This window comes from Hymenobacter terricola, assembly GCF_017921975.2.
In the GTDB taxonomy this organism is placed as follows: domain Bacteria; phylum Bacteroidota; class Bacteroidia; order Cytophagales; family Hymenobacteraceae; genus Hymenobacter; species Hymenobacter terricola.
Genome location: NZ_JAGEMO020000018.1, coordinates 188,182 through 206,841, shown reverse-complemented (window position 1 = coordinate 206,841; position 18,660 = coordinate 188,182). Strand labels below are relative to the sequence as shown.

Below are 18,660 nucleotides of genomic sequence, written 5' to 3'. Positions count from 1 at the left end.
GAAAGTCGCCCGAACGGCGTCTCTACAGCGGCGAACGGACGTTCTAAACAGCTTCACCTGAAGCCAAAAATAAATTCCTCATTCCTCATTCCTCATTAAAATTTAGTATTCGCCCTCCTCATCGGGGCGATAGGTGGCGTTTTGCACCGCGACGGGGGCCTGGCCCAGCTGGCTGACCAGGTTGTGCAGGCCCACGCCGTCCTGGCGCTCCACGAGGTTGAAATATTGGAACGCTAATGCCACGAGCAGCGGCGGATAAATCAGCAGGTAAAGCAAGCCCCCGAGGGAGGACGTAACCACCGTAAACAGGCCAATAGTCGCGCCAGCGTCTCCGGCATGATATAAGCCGAGGACGCTGCCCAGGCCCAGGGCCAACGCGCCCGCAACGCCACCCACAACGGCGGCCACTATCCCCAGCATCAGCGACATGATGAACCCCAGCCCGAACGTGGACCACCACTTGCCCCGCGTCAGGCGCAGGCAACGGCTGCAAGTGGCCCCAAAACCAGTGCCTTCCACCACCTTCACCACGTAAAACAAGGTAAATGCCACGCCGATGTAGATACCGGGAAAGAAGAGGAGAATCGAGGCCAGAATAACGAGGATAATCAGGCCGAAATACGAGAAGAAGGAGCTCAGGAATTGCTGCCGCACGACGGCCCACACCTCGCCCACGGTGATGGGTTCGTTCGACGGGTTGGGACGCAGGCAGCGCAGCATGTAGCCATACACCGTGAGCACCAGCATGGTGACGAAAATGGCGCCTAGCACAACGCTTACCCAATAATAAGGCGACTGGCGCAGAGAATTGAACATAGCCAGGCGCTCGGTTACCCCAGAGCCGGTGCCGTAGGTTTTGCCGGCAACCAAGCCATTGGTGAACATCTGCCGGTTCAGCAGGCCGGCCACCAGGCCCTGTAGCAGGGCCGTGGGCAGCACAATGTAGAGCAGGGCCCGCCCCAACCCCTGCCAATGCGCGCCGATGAACTCGAACGTGGCGGTGATTTTCTGGCCGAAATCCCGCTGTTGGCGAAAATCGGATTCCTGGGTATAGCGTTGGCGCATTTGAAAAGGGAAAAGCTGGAAAAGGGGAGAAAGCGGGAATCTGGAGCTGCGCAGACTTTGGCTTTTAAGTAGTCGTTCAAAAGTAAACGGGTTGTCAGCTGTTAGTTGTCAGTCAAGACGCTGTCTACACACTAAGAACTAACAACCAACAACCAACAACTTAGTACCGGGCTGGCCCCGGCAGCGTGGCTCCCTGCTGCCGCAACCGCCACGGATACCACCCGAAATACCACAGAATGAAGGCCGCCGACCCGCCAATAATGGCCACACTGGCCGCCATGGGCATTTCGGTGTGGCGCGTCACGAAGCTTTCGAGGAAGCCGGCCAGCATGAAAATGGGCACCAGCCCCAGGGCCAGCTTGCCGCCCTCGCGGGCTGCGAACCGGAAGGATTCGCCCCGGCCGTAGGTGCCCGGAAACAGGAGGCCCCGCGCCATCACGAAGCCTGCGCCCCCGGCCAGCACGATGGACGAGATTTCGAGCGTGCCGTGAATCCAGATGGTGAGCACCGACGCCGCCAGCACGTGCTGCTGATAGAAAAAATACTGGAAAGCCCCCAGCATCAGCCCGTTGGTGAACAGCAGGTAGCCTGTGCCCAGGCCCAGCGTGATGCCCGAGGCAAAGGTGAGCAGCGCCACCTTGATGTTGTTGTAGGTGATTTGGAGGAACATCGACGTTTCGTCGTCGCCCTTGTAAATGGCCATCGGGTCGCCCTTATGGATGTTTTCCAGGGTTTGGTTCACGTAGTTGTCGCCGAGAACGGAGCGCACGAAGGTGTCGTCATAGGCGGCCGAAAGGGCCCCCAGCGCGGTGCACAGCGCAAAGAAGGCCAGCGCCCAGCCCAGCACGGCGTGGTGGCGGCTCACCACCAGGGGCAGCTCGCGCGCCCAGAACTGGCCAAAGCGCCCGCGCGCCTCCGGCTTGTTCTTGTAGAGGGCCTGGTGCAGCTTGCCGGTGAGGGCGTTCAGGTAAGCCGTGGTCGGCGACTCGGGGTAGAAGGTTTGGGCGTAGGCCAGGTCGTCGGTCAGGGCCACGAACCGGGCGGCGAGCTCATCGGGGCTGGCCGTCGGCTTGGTTTCGTACTGCTGCCAACGGGCCTGGTTTTGCCGCAGAAAAAGAGCTTCGCGCATGGGGCATGGTTAGAGCCTTAAAGGTAGCAAGCCGCGCCGATGTGGCCTAGCCGGCCCCCAACTACCGCCGGGACAAAAAGCCGGGTGCAAGCCAGCGGAAAACAGGCGTCGGCAGCGTAAATTTCGACTTTGTTTGCGCGGCCCGTCGCCCCGTTTCCTTTATTCAGCTCATGAGTACGATTCGCATTCAGACCACCCAAAACGTCACCCTGGAGTATGAAATCGCCAGCGTTGGCGACCGCATCGTGGCCACGCTCATCGACTATGGGCTGTACGTGACGTGGTTTATTGCCTGGAATCTGTTGAGCATCCGGCTGAACATCGGCGGCGTGGGCGTGGTGGGTACCTACCTGGCCATGCTGCCCACCACGTTTTATTTCTTGGTCTGCGAAGTGTTTTTCAACGGCCAGACCCTGGGCAAAAAGGCCTTGCACCTGCGCGTGGTGCGCGTGGACGGCACCCGCGCCGGCCTCGGCGACTACCTGCTGCGCTGGCTGCTGCGCCCCATCGAAATCGTGATGACGGCCGGCGTGGGCGCGTTGATTACCATTTTGCTCAACGGCCGGGGCCAGCGCCTGGGCGACCTCGCGGCCGGCACCACCGTCATCAGCCTCAAAAAGCGGCCCGACTACAACTCCCCAATGGCGGCCGATGTGGCGGCCATCGCCGGCTATCAGCCGGTATTTGCCCAGGCCGCCGCTTTGTCCGACCACGACGTAGCCCTCATTCGCAAGCTGTTGTTTCACAGCGCCAAGCAGGAAAACTATTTGCTGCTTAATGAGGTGGCCAACAAGGTCAAGGCCATCACCGGCATTTACACTGACTTGCAGGATGGCCCTTTCCTCAAAACCGTGCTGCGAGACCACGCGCACCTGTCGATGGGCAGCTAGCGCTGCGCCCCTCCGCGCATAAAAAAGGCCCGCTGAACTCAGCGGGCCTTTTTTATGCCTTTGGTGTGGCGGCGTAGGGCCGGGCCAGGTGCTGCAGCGTACGGCTCATGGCCGTGGCCGCGCCAATGGCTGGACTGGCCGACAGGGCCGCCAGCTGCTTGGCCGGCACGAAGGCGCCGGCGTGGGAAACCAGTCGGCTGCCCATCAGGGCCAGCGACTGCACGCAATTGTACACCGGAATGCCCCCCGGTTCAGCTGCTGCACGTACACGTGCTCCAGGCCGTTGGCGTCGGCGTAGGTACTGCTCAGGCGCAGGTCGGCGGCCGGGAAGCCGGGACCGGCCCACTGTGTGCGCACTGCGAGGGCTTGTTCAAAGGCCTGTTGGGGAGTAATGGACTGCGCGTGCAGCGCAGTCAGGGGCAATAGGCCGAGTGCAGCCAGACCCAGTTTCAATGTAGAGGATTTCCTCATGAACAAAAAATGAGAAGTGAAACCACGCCGGCAAGTAGCTCTACAGCTGCTACCACAGAGGCCTTTATTAGGTTGAGCGGGGGCGGGTGTGGTAAAATTACAGAAGGGTAACACCGAAATAAAGCCGGCTGAAAGAAGAGTTTTACTGGGTAGTGCCAGGAAATAGGAAATTGATAATCAGACTACTTGTTTTGCAATAATTCAAACCGGGTAACGCAAAAAAGCCGCCCCTTGCGGAGCGGCTTTTCAAAGAATGCACAACAGTTAAAGTAGGAGGGTTTGTTAGATATAAATCATTGAAATATAAGATATTACCACGGCACAGGCAACCCCTTCCAGGTTACGAAACTACCGTTTTCTTCGGCGTGCAGCTGCTCGGCCAGGCGGATAATGCCGCGGGCCGAGTCAGCCGGGTCCTGGGTGGCGCTGTCGCCGCCCATTTCGGTGCGCATCCAGCCGGGGTCCACCAGCACCGAAATCAGGCCCAGGTGGCCGATTTCGACGGCCAGGCTGCGCATGTACATGTTCAGGGCGGCCTTGCTGGCGCTGTAGTGGTAGGGGTCGCCGGTGGCTTTCCAGGTGAGGGAGCCCTGGCCCGAGGAGATGCTGAGGATGCGCCCCTTGCGCCCGGCGCGCAGCAGCGGCAGCAGCGCCTGCGACACCAGCAGCGGCCCAATGGCGTTCACCTGCATGGTTTCCATGGCGTCGTCGTGCGTGAGCTGGCCCAGGCGCTGGTGCCCATCGCCGGAGCCGGCGTGCGGATACACGCCGGCGTTGTTGATGAGCACGTCAAGGCCGTCGGTGGTGGTGCTCACGGTTTGCACGGCGGCGGCAATTGATTCGGCGCTGGTCACGTCGAGGGGGAGCAGTACGAGAAGGTCGGGGTACTGGCGGCGCAGGCGCTGGAGGTCGCCCGCGTCGGTGGGCTGCCGGCTGGCGGCAAAAACCTGGTCGCCGCGCTCCAGGTACTGGCGGGTAAGTTCGAGGCCCAGGCCCCGGTTGGCTCCGGTGATGAAAACGCGCATGTGGTGGGTTTGAGGATTAGCGGGAATAATTTGGGGCCGAAGTTTACGCAAAAAAGCGCACGTCCTGGCTGTACTCAGGCCACAGAAGTTTGGATATTGGATGGCCCTGGGGCATTATTTGCAATACCAACCACCCCACTACCGGCCTGAAATGAACGCTGCTATTTCAATGCTTACCGCCAGCGAAACCCAGGAATTGCTGCCGCAACTGATTGCCTTATTGCAGGATGCGGTCGATTCGGGCGCTTCAATTGGGTTTATGCCTCCAATGGCCCACGCCGAAGCGCAGCAGTTTTGGCAGGACATAGTGGCGGCCGTGGAGGCCGGGCAACGGGTGTTGCTGGTGGCCCGGCACCCCCAAACAAAAGCTGTGCTGGCCACCGGACAATTGGTTTTGGTGCTCAACCCCAACGCCCCGCACCGGGCCGAAGTGGCTAAGGTGATGGTGCACAGCCAGGCCCGGCGGCAAGGCCTTGGCGAGCAAATAATGCGGGCGCTGGAAGCAAAAGCCCGGGAGCTGGGCCGCACCACCCTGGTGCTCGATACCCGGCACGGCGACGTGTCGGAGCAGCTCTACCTGCGCCTGCAGTACCAGCTGGTGGGCCTGATTCCGGAATATTTTCTGAACAATGACGGCAAGCTGCACGCTACGGCCTTGTACTACAAGCTGCTGGCCACAGAAGAGTAGCCGCATAAAAAAGGAGGCAGCCGTTCCCACAGCCGCCTCCTGAATTTTACTGCCTAAGCCCTGGCTTACCCTGCCGCGATGGCCTTGCGGCGGCTGGTTTTGGGCAGGCGCTCCTCGCCCTGAGCCAGCAGCTCGTCGTCGCGCTCGGTTTTCTTCACCCAGCTCACCGAGTACAGGTCCTTGCGGCGGTCGCGCAGGTTGCGCACAGCACCGCTGGTGTTCAGATCTTTGAGTAGGTCAAGGTCGAGGTCGGCAATCAGGGTCATCTCGGTGTTAGGCGTGGCCTCTGCCACGATGGCATCGTGCGGGAAGGCGAAGTCCGAGGGGCTGAATACCGCGCTTTGCGAGTACTGAATGTCCATGTTTTCGACGCGGGGCAGGTTGCCCACCGAGCCGGTGATGGCCACGTAGCACTCGTTTTCGATGGCGCGGGCCTGGGCGCAGAGGCGCACACGCTGGTAGGAATTCTTGGTATCGGTCCAGAAGGGTACGAACAGGATTTTCATGCCCTCGTCGCTCAGCATGCGCGAGAGCTCGGGGAATTCCACGTCGTAGCACACCAGGATGCCGATTTTGCCAAAGTCCGTGTCGAAGCATTTCAGTTTGTCGCCGCCGCGCATGCCCCAGTAGCTGGCCTCATCGGGCGTGACGTGCAGCTTGTACTGCTCGTCCACGGTGCCGTCGCGCCGGCACAGGAAGGCCACGTTGAACAGCTTGCCTTCCTCGTACACCGGCATCGAGCCTGCCACGATGTTGATGTTGTAGCTCACCGCCAGCTCCATCATTTTGGCCTTAATCGGCTCGGTAAACGCCGCCATGGCCCGGATAGCCACCGAGGGCGAATCCTCGTTGGTCAAGGCCATGAGCGGGGCGTTGAAAAACTCCGGAAACAGCACACAGTCAGATTTGTATCCGCTTACGGTGTCCACGAAAAACTCGATTTGCTGCAACAAGTCTTCCAGGCTGCGGGTGGCGCGCATCTGCCACTGCACAATGCCGATGCGGACGTTGGACTTGGTGTTGCCGATAAGCTTTTCCGTTTCCTCGTAATACACGTTAATCCACTCCAGGAGAGTAGCATACGCTTTGGATTCGGAGTCGTAAGGCAGGTATCCGCGGATGATTTTGCGGACGTAGAACTCGTTCGAGAGCTGGAACGTGAGGATGGGGTCGACCAGCTCCTTGTTGCGCACCATTTCCACGTACTTGCCGGGCGTCATTTCATTGGCGTAGGCGGCGTAGCCGGGAATGCGGCCGCCTGCCACCATGGCACGCAGGTTCAGGTTCTCGCACAGCTCCTTGCGGGCGTCGTAGAGGCGGCGGCCCAGGCGCAGGCTGCGGTATTCGGGGTCCACAAATACGTCCACTCCGTAGAGCGTGTCGCCGTCGGCGTCGTGGGTGTCGAACTTGCCGTTGCCCGTGATTTTGGCGTAGGTGTGCTTGTCGCCGAACTTGTCGTAGTCCACGATGATGGCCAGGGCCGCGGCCACCAGTCGGCCGTTGTCCTCGATGCCAATCTGACCATCGGGAAACTTGCGAATCAGGGCGCTGAACTCGTCGGCCGACCACGCACCTTCCATGTTGGAATACACCTGGTCCATGATGTCCTTGATGGCCTTGAAATCGGAGCGGCGCAGGGTGCGCAGCACCAGTTTGTGGGCCGGCACGGCGGTGGGCGTGAGGCGCTCGGCAACCAGCGCCGCGCCGGGCTTGCCTATTTTTTTGGCGTGGGCACCGCCCGGCGTGGCGTGGCCATTGGTGGTAGCGGCAGCTTTGCCGTTGGAAGAAGTAGCCATATAATTGAAAACGAAAGTGCTGTAAAAACCGGACAGGGTGCGTCCGCAGAGAGCGGGAGCAACGTTTGCCCCCACAAAATTACCCGTAAAAAACCCCGTTGGCGGCAGTCGCCAACGGGTAGTCAAACAAAAAACCAGCCCGAACGGTGCGGAAACCGGTAAAAATTACTCCCGCACCACCCGCCGCGTGGCCGTGCCCTGGCTAGTAGTTACGGTGAGCAGGGCCACGCCCCGGAAGGTTCCGAAGGCTTCGGCGCCAAGACTGAGCAGGCCGGTGCTGCCCGAAAAGTTGCGTCGGAACAGCTCGCGCCCCACCAAATCGGTGGCTGAAACCGTGAGCGGGCCGCTGCCCAGCGGCACGCTCAGCGCGAGCGGGCCGCCCACGGCCGAGGGGTTGGGGTAGGCCGCCAGCACGGCATCGGTGGCCGCGTCGCGGGTGCCGAGGCGAATGATGCGGCGGTAACTGTCGCGGTATTCCACGCCGGTGATGGTTTCCTGGCCCGCCAGCAGGGTGGTGGTGATGGTGAGCAGCGGGACGTGCTGGGTTTTGGCCAGCCACTTGTATTCGCGGGTAGTGGGCAGCGTGAAGCCCTGGCTGACACCGCTGAACGAAACGCTGTCGTGGTCAACCAGGGTGGTGACTACGCGCACCGTCTGGTACGTGCCGAAGGGCGTGATGAGCGTGCCCCAGGCATCGGGCCGGTTCACGCGCTTGCGTTTCTGGCTCAGGTAGCCCACCGTGGCGATGGCCGCTGGCGTTTGGAAAAACGAATTGCTGGAGTCGGCGGCGCTGGCAAAGCTCAGCGGGAAGCGGTAAATAACGTCCTGCTGGGCCTGGTTGGCGTAGGTAACCGGCAGCGCCGTGCCATTCAGCGAAGCACCAAAGCCCACCGCCCGAAAATCCTGGGCCGAAGCTGTGGCGGCCGAAGTGGCGTAGAACTGGTACGTATCGGTTACCGGCACGGGGAAGGCGCCGGGCAGGGCCTGCGGCGAGGCCACGGTGGCCCGGTTCACGCCTCCCAACGCGCCGAATGTCAACACATAAAACACGGAAGTGGCCGTCACGGTGGCCACCGGCACGTATTTCTCTACGCGCTGAGAGATGGGCGCCAGGCCGGCGTAATTCCAGTTTTGGTTAGCCCCGCGCCGGGTGAGGGGCGGGGCGGTGACGGGCAGCACCGGGCGGGCCACGCTCAGCCGCAGGCTATCGACGCCACTGGCCGGAGCCGGCATGTCGGTCCGGTCGATGATGGGGGAAACCTGGGCCTGGGCCAGCGTGGAGGCGGTGGCCAGGAGCAAAAGGGGTAGGAGTCGGCGCATAAGGTCGCAGTAATGGGTGGTTACGAAGATACGTGCTGCTTATGGAGCGTCGGATACCTGAAGCACCACTAAATCACCATCTCCGGCACTTCGCCCGCTGGCACCACCAGCTTGCCGGCGGTGGCGGCTATAATTTGCTCCACCGTCACGCCGGGAGCCCGCTCGCGCAGCACGAAGCCGTCGGGCGTCACGTCGAGCACGGCCAGCTCGGTCACGATTTTCTTCACGCAGCGCAGGCCGGTAATGGGCAGCGTGCAGTCGGACAGCAGCTTGGAAGAACCGTCGCGGGCAACGTGCTGCATGGCCACGATGATGTTTTTGGCCGATGCCACGAGGTCCATCGCGCCGCCCATGCCCTTCACCATCTTACCGGGGATTTTCCAGTTGGCGATGTCGCCGCGCTCCGAAACCTCCATGGCCCCGAGGATGGTGAGGTCGACGTGTTCGCCGCGAATCATGCCGAACGAATCGGCCGAGGAGAAGAGGCTCGAGCCGGGCAGGGTGGTCACGGTTTGCTTGCCGGCGTTGATGAGGTCGGGGTCGACCTGGTCCTCGGTGGGGAAGGGGCCCATGCCGAGCAGGCCGTTTTCGGACTGCAGCTCGACGTTGATGCCGGCCGGGATGTAATTGGCCACCAGCGTGGGAATGCCGATGCCGAGGTTGACGTAGGAGCCGTCCTTCACCTCCTGGGCTATTCGTTTGGCGATGCCGTGTTTGTCAAGCATAAGACCACAGATTTAACGGATTTAAACAGATTGAAACGGATTTTTGTGGTTCCGTTGGGGTTGGGTGGGGGGTGATTGCAGCGCGGCCTTCAAGGCTGAAATGCCGGATTATTTGGTGCCCGAAACGGCGGAAGCGGCCGGCGCTTTTGGGTCGGGCACGAAGGCCTGGTACACGGCCGGCTTGAACTTGTCGTCCAGGTCGTTGCCGGTGCTGTTGGGGTATTTCTGGGTGTAAATCAAGGCCACCAGCTTTGCCTTGGGGTCGACCCAGTAGGTGGTGCCGAAAATGCCGCCCCATTCGAAAGAACCTTCCTGCAGGCTGCCGGGCTGCTTGGCCGCGTTCTGGGCCGTGGTGATGCTGAAGCCGAGGCCGAACTTATTGCCGCCCTGGCTCACCTCGCCCATCTGGTTCTGCGTTATCAGCGCCACGGTGGCGGGTTTCAGCAGCTGGTGGCCCTGGTAGGTGCCGTTGTTCAGCATCATTTGCAGGAAGTGGGCGTAATCGTCGATGGTGGACGAGAGGCCCGCGCCGCCGGAAAAATACGTGCCCGCGGCCTTGGGGTAATCCGGAGTCATGCCGTCGTGGGGCAGCGTGAGCACGGTGGCCTTGGCCGCGTCTTCGGTGTAGAGCCGGGCCAGGCGCGCCTGCTTGTCGGCGGGCAGGTAAAACCAGGTGTCCTTCATGCCCAGCGGCTCAAACAGGCGGGTGCGCAGGTACGTATCCAGGGGCTGGCCCGAGAGCACCTCAATCAGCCGCCCCAGCACGTCCACACTCAGGCCGTAGGTGAACCGCTCGCCGGGCTGGTGCATCAGCGGCAGGGGCCCCAGCGCGTCCATGGAGTTGGCCAGCAGGCCAGTCGGCGTGCCAATGCCGCTCGGAATGTGGGCTTTAGCATAAATCGCCCGCGCCTCCTTCGTGCCAATCACCGGGTAGCTGATGCCCGACGTGTGCGTAAACAGCTCCCGGATGGTGATTTCGTGGTTGGCCGGCACGGTGGTGTAGCTGGAGTCGGCGGGGTTGAACGTGGCCAGCACTTTGGGATGGGCAAAGGCCGGCAAATACTTCGAAATGGGGTCGTCGAGCTGGAATTTGCCCTCGTCGTACAGCATCATCAGCCCAATGCTGGTAAGGGCCTTGGTTTGGGAGGCAATGCGCACGATGGCGTCGGTGCGCAGCGGCGTTTTGGTTGCCACGTCCTCGAAGCCAAACGCCTTGCGGTACACCACTTTGCCATCGCGCAGCACCAGGCCGATGGCGCCGGGTACACGGTTATCGACCGTGTATTCCTGCAGCAGCTGGTCGATGCGCTGGGCACCGGCCGGGTCGATGGTGGCCGGGGCGGCCGTGGGCGCCGCCCGCAGCACCGGGTTTGGGCGGGTAGCCTTGCGGGCCGGGGCTGCCACTTGGGCAACCGCGCCGTAGCCGCTCAGCAACAGAAGCAGCGCGAGAGAAGTCCGTTTCATTGTGCTTGGAAAATTCGTGGAAACCCTACAAATGTGCTTCAAAAAGTAGCACATCAACCCATTAACAAATCAGCAAATCAGGCGCGCACCGTGCGCTGCTCGATGCGCTTTTCGTAGTGCGCGCCCTGAAAAATGCGCTGCACGAAGATGCCCGGGGTGTGAATCTGGTTGGGGTCGAGCTCGCCGGCCGGCACTAATTCTTCTACTTCGGCGACGGTGATTTTGCCGGCCGTGGCCATCATGGGGTTGAAGTTACGGGCGGTACCCTTGTAAATCAGGTTGCCGGCCGTGTCGCCCTTCCAGGCTTTCACGAAGGCAAAATCGGCGATGAGGCCGGTTTCCATCAGGTACATTTTGCCGTTGAACTCGCGGCTTTCCTTGCCTTCGCCCACCTCGGTGCCGTAGCCGGCCGGGGTGAAGAAGGCCGGAATGCCCGCGCCGCCCGCCCGGCAGCGCTCGGCCAGCGTGCCCTGCGGAATCAATTCTACTTCCAGCTCGCCGCTCAGCAGCTGCCGCTCAAACTCGGCGTTTTCGCCCACGTAGCTCGAAATCATCTTTTTCACCTGCTTGGTTTGCAGCAGCAGGCCGATGCCGAAGTCGTCGACGCCGGCGTTGTTCGAGATGCAGGTCAGGTTCTTCACGCCGAGGCGCAGGATTTCCTGAATCGAGTTTTCGGGGATGCCGCAAAGGCCGAAGCCGCCGAGCATCAGGGTCATGCCATCGGCGAGGCCCTGGAGGGCGGCCTGGGCGTGGGGAACGGTTTTGTCTATCATGGGTGGGATTTGGGCGGCGGTGCCACCGTTGGGGCCGAAAATTACATCAGGGCGCGGGTTTGGCGGGCGCGTCGCCTGGGTGGGCGGCGAGCGGCTGGTAATCGAGCGGCAGTATCTCGCCGATTTTCTCAAAGCCCCAGTAGTCCTCGCTCAGCACGGCCAGCGGCACCACCAGCGCCCCAAACGACTCCACGGCCGCTTCTGGCTGGTGCAAATGCACCACCGATTCCTGGTATCTGGGCCGGATGTAAATAAAATCCGGGCCCCGCAGCCGGTAGTTCACATCGGGCGACTCGCGCTCATAGGTCACGGCCAGCAAGTCGTGGAAGCGCAGCCAGACGCGGCCGGTGCCCGCCTCGGCGCGACGCAGGCTATCGGGCGGCAGCACAGTCTTATACAGGAAGGAAAGGATGCGCGGCTGGCGCAAGGCCTTGAGCAGCGAATCGGGCAGGTTGGCCGTCAGGCCCTGCCGCTGCCGCACGCGCAGCACGCTGTCGGCCGCCAGTCGGTGCCGGTTCGGCACGCGCCGCAGCTTCTGCACCCGAAATCCTTCCTCGGCCACCCGATTGGTGTAGATGCTGCGCAAAAAGTGCTGGTAGGAGCCCGGATAGGCCTTTTCACGGTTGGCAGCCCAGCGCTTCTGCTGCCGCTCGGTGCCGCTCATTTCTTTGAAAACCACTTGAGTGAGCAGCGTAAGGCCCATGGTTTAGTTGGCAAATTCGGCCCGGAAATCCAGCTGGTAAAACCTGAGGCGGTAGCCTGAGGCCGGGTTTTCCACTTCCAGCGCGTGAGATGCCACGGCCGAAAGCACGTTCTGCTCCGGGTTGAAATCGACGTGCACGCCGTCCGGGTTCAGAATCCGGCACTGCCGGGCTAGCGCCAAGCTGCCCGGAAACAACTCTTTGAACCGCTGGTAGTCAGCCTCACGGTTGGGGTCGTGCCGCACCACCACTTCGGCCAACTGCTGGGCCGCCGGAGTCACGGCCGGGTTGAGCACGAGCGGCCCGGTCAGGCTCACCGGCTGGCCGTAGAGCCGGTAGCCCACGTAGCTCACGCCCAAATCGTAGTGGCCCGGCGCAATGCCGGGCAGCTGAAAGCGGCCCTCCGCATCGGTGGTGGTGCCCCGGCTGGTGTTGGCCAGAGACACGCTGGCGAAGGGCAGCGGCGCGTGCGTCACCGAGTCGCGCACCTGCCCCATGACGGAAGCCGGCACCTGCGCCGCTGCGAAGCCCGGCCACCAAAGCAGCCCAAGCAACAGCAGCACTGAGTAAAAGCGTATTGCAGTGAAAGTTGCGCTACTGCTGCTTCTTGCTTTCAGGCATAACCGGCGCGGGCTCGGCCGATGGGACGTAGTCATACGGCAAAAATTCCCCGATTTTCTCAAAGCCCCAGTAGTCGCCCACTGATACCTCCAGCGGGTTAATCACCGACCCATCGGCCTGAATCTCGGCCTCGCCGTCCTGCAATTTCAGGCGCGACACCTGCCGCTTGGCGGGGTAGGGCGTGCGGGCAGGGCCCAGCGTGCCCATCGGCCGGTTGTAGCGCGGATCGGGGGCTTCGCCGAAGTGGGCCACCTGCAGCTCACCCGAGAAGCGCAAAAAGGTGTGCTGCCCATCGGCCGACACCCGGCGCAGGCTGTCGATGGGTCGGGCGGCGGGGTAGAGCGTGGCGAAGGCCGGTGGCAGGCGGTCCCAGCGGGCCAGCGAGTCCTTTTCGGCGGGCGTGAACGCGCCGTTGGGCCGGTGTGCCAGTAGAAGTTTGCGCTGGCGTTCGGCGCGCTCGAAGCGGGGATTGGGCACCATGCGCACCTGCTGCGCCAAAAAGCCTTCCGTCTTCACGCGGTCGGTGTACACGCAGCGCAGAAAATGCATGAACGAGCCCTTGTAGGCCGTAAGGCGGTTGGCCGTCCATTGCTGCCGCTGGCGCTCGTCGCGCGGAGTCATTTCCTCGAAAACCGGCTGGCCGTAATACGTAATGGAGCCGGCCTCGTCGTCGTAGGCAAAATACAGCCCGTAGTACTTGAGGCGGTAGCCCAGGGCGTCGTTGTCGACCTGCAAATACCCTTTGGTCTGGGCCGTCAGCTCCTTGGTCGAGTCGTTGAAAAACACGCGCACCTGTTCGGGATTGCTGATGTGGCACTGCTCCGAAAACGTGCTCCCCCCCAGAAACATGTCGGTGAACCGCTGGAATTCTTCCGGCTTGTTGGGGGCCGGCTGCACCACTACTTCGCCCAGCTGGTTCCCCGTTGCGGCCAGCTGCAGCTTCAGCTCCTGGGGCGCCGGGCCCACCGTGACGGTTTGCTTGGCCAGGCGGTAGCCCACGTAAGAGCCCACCACGTCGTAGGTGCCCTTGGGCACGCGCGGAAACTCAAATTCTCCTTTCTCGGTGGTGGTAGCTCCCAGCGTGGTGTTGGCCAGAAATACGCTGGCAAACGCCAGCGGCTCGTGCGTGGCCGAGTCCTGCACCACGCCGCTGAGCTTGCCCTGAGCGTGCGCCGCGCTCAAGGTTTCAAACCAGCAAAATGTTAATAAACAGAATAGTAAAACGCGCATAATTTCAGGATTAGAATAAAATAAAAAGAAATAAAACGATTAGTGAGCGGTAATGAGCTTCTCTTTCATCATCAGTTCGAGGGCTTTCTCCGTTTCGCTTGCTCCACCCGTCAACGAACCCGGCAACATAATTAGTCTTTTCTTGATGTTGCCCCGCTCATCCGCAAACAACACCTCAAAGCGCGACCGGGTCACCCACCTAATGCCCTTTATAAAGTTGACCGCTTGAATTCGGTTGCGCTCAATGACCGGCGTGGCCGAGTTATTTAGGCTTCTCAGTATTCCGAAGAGCAGAAAAATGCCCAGTGCTCCCGGGAAAATGGCTTCTGATTTCTGACCTTTTTGGAACGCCTCGAAGGCAAAATAAAAAAGCACTGCCGCTAGTATTGTGTAAATTGTCAGGGCTCGCCAAATAGTGTTTCCAATAGTGGCCTTGGCCATGTTTCCCGCAATGCCGTCGCGGGTCAGCACAATTCTGTCGGGCATGATGTGACAGAATCCTGTTTTGGTTTTGAAGGTCTGGTTGGGGTCCATTTTTAAATCAACTATCTGATTTCTAGCGCCGCCCGCGTATTCTCGGCATCCAACGCCAATTGAGCCGTTAGCGCGTCCAGGCCGTCGTATTTTTCTTCGGCCCGCAGCCAGGCCACAAATTCCAGGGTCAGCAATTGGTCGTACAAGTTGCCGCTGAAATCCAGCAGATTCACCTCAATTGTCTGCGCCAAATCATTCCCAATCGTGGGCCGCACACCAATACTGAGCATGGCCTGGTGCCGGGTGCCGGCCGCCGTGATGGCCCATACCGCGTAGATGCCCCGGGCGGGCACCAGCTTCAGCGGCTCCACGGCCGCGAGGTTGGCGGTGGGGTAGCCTATCGTGCGGCCCAGCTTCTGGCCGTGCACCACCAGGCCTGTGAGCGGGTAGTGGTAGCCGAGGTAGCGGCTGGCGGTGGCAATGTCGCCCTCACGCAGGGCCTGGCGGATGCGGGTGCTGCTCACGCCCACGGCGTCCACGTCCTCGCGCGGAATTTCTTCCACCGTCAGGCCGTAGCGGTCAGCATTCTGGCTTAAATAGTCGAAGCCGCCTTCGCGGTTTTTGCCGAAGCGGTGGTCGTAGCCAATGACCAATTGCCTGGCTCCCACGGTTTTCAAGAGCAGGTTTTGGATGTATTCTTCCGATGTCCACTGCGCAAACTCCCGGGTGAAGGGCACGATGAGCAGGTAGTCCACGCCGAATTCGGCCAGCTTGGCAATCCGCTCGTCCAGGGTGTTAATCAGCTGCAAATCGAGCAGCTCGGGGTGCGAGGGCGGCGGGCCCAGCACCAGTCGCGGGTGCGGCCAGTAGGTGATGACTACCGCCGGTCCACCGCTGGCCCGCGCCACCTCGCGCAGCCGCGCCAGAATGCGCTGGTGCCCGAGGTGGACGCCATCAAACGTGCCACTCGTGACAACGGCATTGGTCAGAAACGGAAACTGGGCCGGGTCGCGGATGACGTGCATGGGGCACCGGGGGGAAGCGAAAAATGGAACTGGAAACGCCGCGAAGGTAGCGGGCGCTCGGCTTACCCAAACCGTGGGCCGTGGCCGCGACACCTCATAAAGGCTTATTCACCGCGAAACGGAGCGGGGTTTATTCCGGCTGGTGCTTGGGGGCTGGGGCCGCCGCATCGGGCGCCTGATGTTCTTTCGCGGCCAAAGCATCGGCCTGGAGGGCGGCAAAATACTGCAGGCCGGCGCGGTTGGGCGCGGTGCGCGGGCGCTCGGGCCGGGCCGGGCCGGCACCGTCGGGCCGGCCCGGCCGCAGGGCCTCAATGGCTTCGAGCGAAAACGCGTCCTCCACCCGAAACTCGCCGATGCGGGTGCGCACCAGGCGCGTGAGGTGGGCGCCGCAACCCAGGGCCACGCCCAGGTCGCGGGCCAGGCTACGGATGTATGTGCCCTTGGAGCACACTACCCGGAAATCCACTTCGGGCAGCGCGATGCGCGTCAGCTCGAAGGTTTTTATTTCCACGGTTTTGAACTTGATGTCGGCTTCCTGGCCGGTGCGGGCCAGTTCGTAGGCGCGCTTGCCGTCAATTTTTACGGCCGAAAACAGGGGCGGCTTTTGCTCAATGAGGCCGATGAACTGGGCCGTGGCGGCCGTAATCTGCTCGTCGGTGAGGTGGGCGTAGGGGCGCACCAAATCCACGGCGGTTTCCAGGTCGAAGCTGGGCGTGGTTTCGCCGAGACGGAACGTGCCGATGTACTCCTTTTCCTGGGCCTGAATCAGGTCGATTTCCTTGGTTTTCCGGCCGGTGCAGAGAATGAGCAGGCCGGTAGCCAACGGGTCGAGCGTGCCAGCATGGCCGATTTTCTTGATGCGCAACGCGTTTTTTACCTTGCGCACCACGTCGAACGAAGTCCACGTCAGGGGCTTTTCGAGGAGCAGGACTTCGCCCGCTTCAAAGTCAAAATCGGCCAGAGTTTTTGTCATTACACGATGTTCAAAGGAAGTTTAAGCGCCAGCATAATCAACAAGATACCACCCGCAATGATGCGATAGACGCCGAAGGCCCGGAACCCGTATTTCGCCACGAAGCCCACGAACAGCCGGATGGCCAGCAGCGCCACCACAAAGGCCACCACGTTGCCTAACGCAAGCTGCTTCACCTGTTCGGCAGAAAACAAATGACCCAGGTCCACCCCGTGGGTTTTGGCTTCCTTGTAGTAGTCGTACACGTCTTTCACCGCTGCGGCTGCCATGGTGGGCATGGCCAGAAAAAAGGCGAATTCCGCCGCTGCCCGGCGCGTGAGCTTCTGGGTGAGGCCGCCGATGATGGTGGCCGCCGAGCGGCTCGTGCCCGGCACCACTGCCAGACACTGGAACAGGCCGATAATCAGCGCTTCTTTGAAGCTGGGATTGGTGACGGGGTGGCCGCCTTCCTGCGAGTCTTCCTGCGGAAACCAGCGGTCAATAAACAGCAGCACCACGCCACCGACAACGAGCATGACCGCCACCGTCGTGACGGATTCGAGCAGCGCATCGATGTGCTTTTTGAGCAGCAGGCCCACCAGCACGATGGGCAAGAAGGCCACCAGCAGCTTCAAATAGAAGTCGATGCTTTGGAAAAAGCGCCGCCAGTACACCACCAGTACCGATAAAATGGCCCCCAGCTGAATGACGACGAGGTATAATTTGAAAAACGGCGTGGCCGGAATGCCGAACAGGGCCGAGGCAATAATCATGTGCCCGGTGCTGGAAACGGGCAAAAACTCGGTGATGCCCTCCACGATGGCGAGGAGCAGCGCGTGCCAATACGTCATAATCAGAAACAGGAATTACAGGCGCTTGTAAGCGGGGGCGGCCACCGGCGCGTTGGCCGCGGCCACGGTTTCAGCGGTGAAATTGGGGGCGGCCAGGGGGGCGCTCGTTGGCACGGCCAGCGTTTGGTCGCGCACCATGATGGCGGCAAATTCAACCCCGAACCCGGCAATGAGCAGCAGCGGCCCCAGCGTGATGCCGACGAAATCTTCGCCGTAGTTCTCCTTATCGCCGAACATCATGGTGATGAAACCGACGGCTAGCAGAGCCAGCCCCAACCACATCAGGCGGTAGTTGCGCGGGCCAAAGGCAAAGTGAAAAACGGGTTTGGGAGTCATAATTAGTTGTCAGTTGTCAGTTGTTCGTTGTTAGGTCTAACCAGCGCCGGGAATGAATACCTGACAACCAACAATTAAAAATTAATACAGGTCGTCGAGCGACATTTGAAGGTACTTGTGCACAGCGCGGGCCGAGCTGAAAAAGCCGATTACCACGCCCAGGCCCACCACGGCCAGCAGGAGCAGGCCCAGGCGGAAGTCGTCGCGCAGCATGCGCAGCTCGCTCACTTCGAGGTAGGCGTATTGCAGCAGGGCAATGAGAATAAGCGCCGCCAGCACGCCGCTGGCCAGGCCCTGCCACGTAGCCCGCCGCAAAAATGGCTGCTGGATAAAGAGCCGCGTCGCGCCCACCAGTTGCATGGAGCGGATGAGAAAACGCTGCGAAAACAGCGCCAGCTTAATCGTATTGTTAATCAGAATGACCACCACCAGCACCAGCACCGCCGCAAAGCCCAGCAGCACCAGGCTCACCCGCGTCAGGTTGTTGTTGATGCTCGCAAACAGGTCCTGCGGGTACTGCACCTCAAACACGCCGCGCTGGGCCGCCACGCTCCGCTGGAGCTGGTGCAGGTGCACGGTGTCGGTGTACTCGGGCTTGATTTTGAGCACGTAGGCATCGCGTAGCGGGTTGTCGCCGAGGAACTGGCGGAAGTCCTCACCGGTGCTTTGCAGCAGCTGGCGGGCACCTTCTTCCTTGCTCACGAACTTGATTTGGGGCTTGCCGCCGCGCTCGGCCACGAAAGGCTGCTGGCCCAGGTCCTGCTGCAGGCGCAGCAGCTCGGTTTCGGGCAGGTTGCGGTCGAGGTACACCTGCACTTCCAGGTTTTCGCGCACCACTTCCGAGAGTTTCTGGGCGTGGATAAGCAGCAGGCCGAACAAACCAATCACCACCAAGGCCAGCGTAATGCTGAACACCACGAGCAAAGTAGGGTAGGAGCCGAGCTTTTTCTTGCGCGTATGTGAGGTGGTGGGGTCGGCCATATTGAGGCAAAGGTAACGGAAGGGATAAGTAAAAAGAATGTCATGCTGAGCTTGCCGGAGCATCTCTACCGCGCCACTAACTCATGTGATTGAATTAGTACTGCGGTACAGATGCTTCGACAGGCTCAGCCTGATGTTCCTAT

21 protein-coding genes are annotated in these 18,660 nt (G+C 61.2%); 2 read left to right on the top strand and 19 right to left on the bottom strand.

What is annotated here, in order from left to right:
- Window positions 1–102: 102 nt before the first annotated feature.
- Window positions 103–1,065 carry a hypothetical protein gene (locus J4G38_RS15055; protein ID WP_210518733.1) on the bottom strand — a complete coding sequence of 321 codons (963 nt, stop codon included), beginning with the start codon at window positions 1,063–1,065 and terminating at the stop codon, window positions 103–105.
- Window positions 1,066–1,225: 160 nt separating this feature from the next.
- Window positions 1,226–2,194, bottom strand: a complete 969-nt coding sequence (locus J4G38_RS15050) for a stage II sporulation protein M (protein WP_210518731.1) — start codon at window positions 2,192–2,194, stop codon at window positions 1,226–1,228.
- Between the two features lie 170 nt (window positions 2,195–2,364).
- On the opposite strand from J4G38_RS15050, the gene J4G38_RS15045 reads away from it, so the two are divergent.
- Complete coding sequence (locus J4G38_RS15045; protein ID WP_210518729.1) at window positions 2,365–3,084, top strand: RDD family protein; 720 nt, start codon at window positions 2,365–2,367, stop codon at window positions 3,082–3,084.
- A gap of 52 nt (window positions 3,085–3,136) precedes the next feature.
- Here J4G38_RS15045 and J4G38_RS15040 read toward each other — a convergent pair whose 3' ends face one another.
- From J4G38_RS15040 to J4G38_RS15030, 3 genes are all read right to left on the bottom strand, one after another.
- Entirely contained in the window at window positions 3,137–3,307 is a 171-nt protein-coding gene (locus J4G38_RS15040) for a hypothetical protein (RefSeq protein WP_210518727.1), read from the bottom strand.
- Window positions 3,289–3,555, bottom strand: coding sequence for a hypothetical protein (locus J4G38_RS15035; protein ID WP_210518725.1), 267 nt, complete (start codon window positions 3,553–3,555; stop codon window positions 3,289–3,291). The genes J4G38_RS15040 and J4G38_RS15035 overlap by 19 nt, the downstream gene beginning before the upstream one ends.
- Before the next feature lie 311 nt (window positions 3,556–3,866).
- On the bottom strand, window positions 3,867–4,580 hold the full coding sequence (locus tag J4G38_RS15030; RefSeq protein WP_210518724.1) for an SDR family oxidoreductase: 714 nt from the start codon (window positions 4,578–4,580) through the stop codon (window positions 3,867–3,869).
- A gap of 151 nt (window positions 4,581–4,731) precedes the next feature.
- Between J4G38_RS15030 and J4G38_RS15025 the strand changes: the two genes are divergently transcribed.
- Window positions 4,732–5,268: a GNAT family N-acetyltransferase gene (locus J4G38_RS15025; RefSeq protein WP_210518723.1), complete on the top strand. Its 537-nt coding sequence runs from the start codon at window positions 4,732–4,734 to the stop codon at window positions 5,266–5,268.
- A gap of 65 nt (window positions 5,269–5,333) precedes the next feature.
- Here J4G38_RS15025 and J4G38_RS15020 read toward each other — a convergent pair whose 3' ends face one another.
- The 14 genes from J4G38_RS15020 to J4G38_RS14955 form a co-directional block, all read right to left on the bottom strand.
- Complete coding sequence (locus J4G38_RS15020; RefSeq protein ID WP_394371043.1) at window positions 5,334–6,869, bottom strand: carbon-nitrogen hydrolase family protein; 1,536 nt, start codon at window positions 6,867–6,869, stop codon at window positions 5,334–5,336.
- 360 nt (window positions 6,870–7,229) lie between these two features.
- Entirely contained in the window at window positions 7,230–8,384 is a 1,155-nt protein-coding gene (locus J4G38_RS15015) for a T9SS type A sorting domain-containing protein (protein ID WP_210518721.1), read from the bottom strand.
- Between the two features lie 68 nt (window positions 8,385–8,452).
- Window positions 8,453–9,109 carry a 3-oxoacid CoA-transferase subunit B gene (locus tag J4G38_RS15010; protein ID WP_210518720.1) on the bottom strand — a complete coding sequence of 219 codons (657 nt, stop codon included), beginning with the start codon at window positions 9,107–9,109 and terminating at the stop codon, window positions 8,453–8,455.
- Between the two features lie 108 nt (window positions 9,110–9,217).
- Entirely contained in the window at window positions 9,218–10,573 is a 1,356-nt protein-coding gene (locus J4G38_RS15005; protein ID WP_210518718.1) for a serine hydrolase domain-containing protein, read from the bottom strand.
- A 77-nt stretch (window positions 10,574–10,650) separates the two neighbouring features.
- A complete protein-coding gene (locus J4G38_RS15000; protein WP_210518716.1) occupies window positions 10,651–11,346 on the bottom strand; it encodes a CoA transferase subunit A in 696 nt (231 codons plus the stop codon).
- 46 nt (window positions 11,347–11,392) lie between these two features.
- Window positions 11,393–12,049: a hypothetical protein gene (locus J4G38_RS14995; RefSeq protein WP_210518714.1), complete on the bottom strand. Its 657-nt coding sequence runs from the start codon at window positions 12,047–12,049 to the stop codon at window positions 11,393–11,395.
- Window positions 12,050–12,052: 3 nt separating this feature from the next.
- Window positions 12,053–12,610, bottom strand: coding sequence for a carboxypeptidase-like regulatory domain-containing protein (locus tag J4G38_RS14990; RefSeq protein WP_210518711.1), 558 nt, complete (start codon window positions 12,608–12,610; stop codon window positions 12,053–12,055).
- Window positions 12,611–12,641: 31 nt separating this feature from the next.
- The gene (locus tag J4G38_RS14985) at window positions 12,642–13,898 is read right to left on the bottom strand and encodes a carboxypeptidase-like regulatory domain-containing protein (RefSeq protein ID WP_210518709.1); all 1,257 of its coding nucleotides are present in this window, start codon (window positions 13,896–13,898) and stop codon (window positions 12,642–12,644) included.
- Window positions 13,899–13,937: 39 nt separating this feature from the next.
- Complete coding sequence (locus J4G38_RS14980; protein WP_210518707.1) at window positions 13,938–14,432, bottom strand: phosphoribosylaminoimidazolesuccinocarboxamide synthase; 495 nt, start codon at window positions 14,430–14,432, stop codon at window positions 13,938–13,940.
- Window positions 14,433–14,443: 11 nt separating this feature from the next.
- The gene (locus J4G38_RS14975) at window positions 14,444–15,397 is read right to left on the bottom strand and encodes a bifunctional riboflavin kinase/FAD synthetase (protein WP_210518705.1); all 954 of its coding nucleotides are present in this window, start codon (window positions 15,395–15,397) and stop codon (window positions 14,444–14,446) included.
- A gap of 130 nt (window positions 15,398–15,527) precedes the next feature.
- On the bottom strand, window positions 15,528–16,370 hold the full coding sequence (gene truB / locus J4G38_RS14970) for a tRNA pseudouridine(55) synthase TruB (RefSeq protein WP_210518703.1): 843 nt from the start codon (window positions 16,368–16,370) through the stop codon (window positions 15,528–15,530).
- Entirely contained in the window at window positions 16,370–17,200 is an 831-nt protein-coding gene (locus tag J4G38_RS14965; RefSeq protein WP_210518701.1) for an undecaprenyl-diphosphate phosphatase, read from the bottom strand. The genes truB and J4G38_RS14965 overlap by 1 nt, the downstream gene beginning before the upstream one ends.
- A 15-nt stretch (window positions 17,201–17,215) precedes the next feature.
- A complete protein-coding gene (locus J4G38_RS14960) occupies window positions 17,216–17,536 on the bottom strand; it encodes a DUF3098 domain-containing protein (protein ID WP_210518699.1) in 321 nt (106 codons plus the stop codon).
- An 81-nt stretch (window positions 17,537–17,617) separates the two neighbouring features.
- The gene (locus tag J4G38_RS14955) at window positions 17,618–18,517 is read right to left on the bottom strand and encodes a cell division protein FtsX (protein WP_210518697.1); all 900 of its coding nucleotides are present in this window, start codon (window positions 18,515–18,517) and stop codon (window positions 17,618–17,620) included.
- Between the last annotated feature and the right edge of the window lie 143 nt (window positions 18,518–18,660).

Coding starts and splice junctions, on each gene's coding strand:
- J4G38_RS14980 (WP_210518707.1), bottom strand. CDS start 14,432: ATGGACCCCAACCAGACCTTCAAAACCAAAACAGGATTCTGTCACATC.
- J4G38_RS14955 (WP_210518697.1), bottom strand. CDS start 18,517: ATGGCCGACCCCACCACCTCACATACGCGCAAGAAAAAGCTCGGCTCC.
- J4G38_RS14975 (WP_210518705.1), bottom strand. CDS start 15,397: ATGCACGTCATCCGCGACCCGGCCCAGTTTCCGTTTCTGACCAATGCC.
- J4G38_RS15025 (WP_210518723.1), top strand. CDS start 4,732: ATGAACGCTGCTATTTCAATGCTTACCGCCAGCGAAACCCAGGAATTG.
- J4G38_RS14965 (WP_210518701.1), bottom strand. CDS start 17,200: ATGACGTATTGGCACGCGCTGCTCCTCGCCATCGTGGAGGGCATCACC.
- J4G38_RS15015 (WP_210518721.1), bottom strand. CDS start 8,384: ATGCGCCGACTCCTACCCCTTTTGCTCCTGGCCACCGCCTCCACGCTG.
- J4G38_RS14995 (WP_210518714.1), bottom strand. CDS start 12,049: ATGGGCCTTACGCTGCTCACTCAAGTGGTTTTCAAAGAAATGAGCGGC.
- J4G38_RS15050 (WP_210518731.1), bottom strand. CDS start 2,194: ATGCGCGAAGCTCTTTTTCTGCGGCAAAACCAGGCCCGTTGGCAGCAG.
- J4G38_RS15010 (WP_210518720.1), bottom strand. CDS start 9,109: ATGCTTGACAAACACGGCATCGCCAAACGAATAGCCCAGGAGGTGAAG.
- J4G38_RS14985 (WP_210518709.1), bottom strand. CDS start 13,898: ATGCGCGTTTTACTATTCTGTTTATTAACATTTTGCTGGTTTGAAACC.
- J4G38_RS15035 (WP_210518725.1), bottom strand. CDS start 3,555: ATGAGGAAATCCTCTACATTGAAACTGGGTCTGGCTGCACTCGGCCTA.
- J4G38_RS15000 (WP_210518716.1), bottom strand. CDS start 11,346: ATGATAGACAAAACCGTTCCCCACGCCCAGGCCGCCCTCCAGGGCCTC.
- J4G38_RS15020 (WP_394371043.1), bottom strand. CDS start 6,869: ATGGACCAGGTGTATTCCAACATGGAAGGTGCGTGGTCGGCCGACGAG.
- J4G38_RS14960 (WP_210518699.1), bottom strand. CDS start 17,536: ATGACTCCCAAACCCGTTTTTCACTTTGCCTTTGGCCCGCGCAACTAC.
- J4G38_RS15030 (WP_210518724.1), bottom strand. CDS start 4,580: ATGCGCGTTTTCATCACCGGAGCCAACCGGGGCCTGGGCCTCGAACTT.
- truB (WP_210518703.1), bottom strand. CDS start 16,370: ATGACAAAAACTCTGGCCGATTTTGACTTTGAAGCGGGCGAAGTCCTG.
- J4G38_RS15005 (WP_210518718.1), bottom strand. CDS start 10,573: ATGAAACGGACTTCTCTCGCGCTGCTTCTGTTGCTGAGCGGCTACGGC.
- J4G38_RS15055 (WP_210518733.1), bottom strand. CDS start 1,065: ATGCGCCAACGCTATACCCAGGAATCCGATTTTCGCCAACAGCGGGAT.
- J4G38_RS15045 (WP_210518729.1), top strand. CDS start 2,365: ATGAGTACGATTCGCATTCAGACCACCCAAAACGTCACCCTGGAGTAT.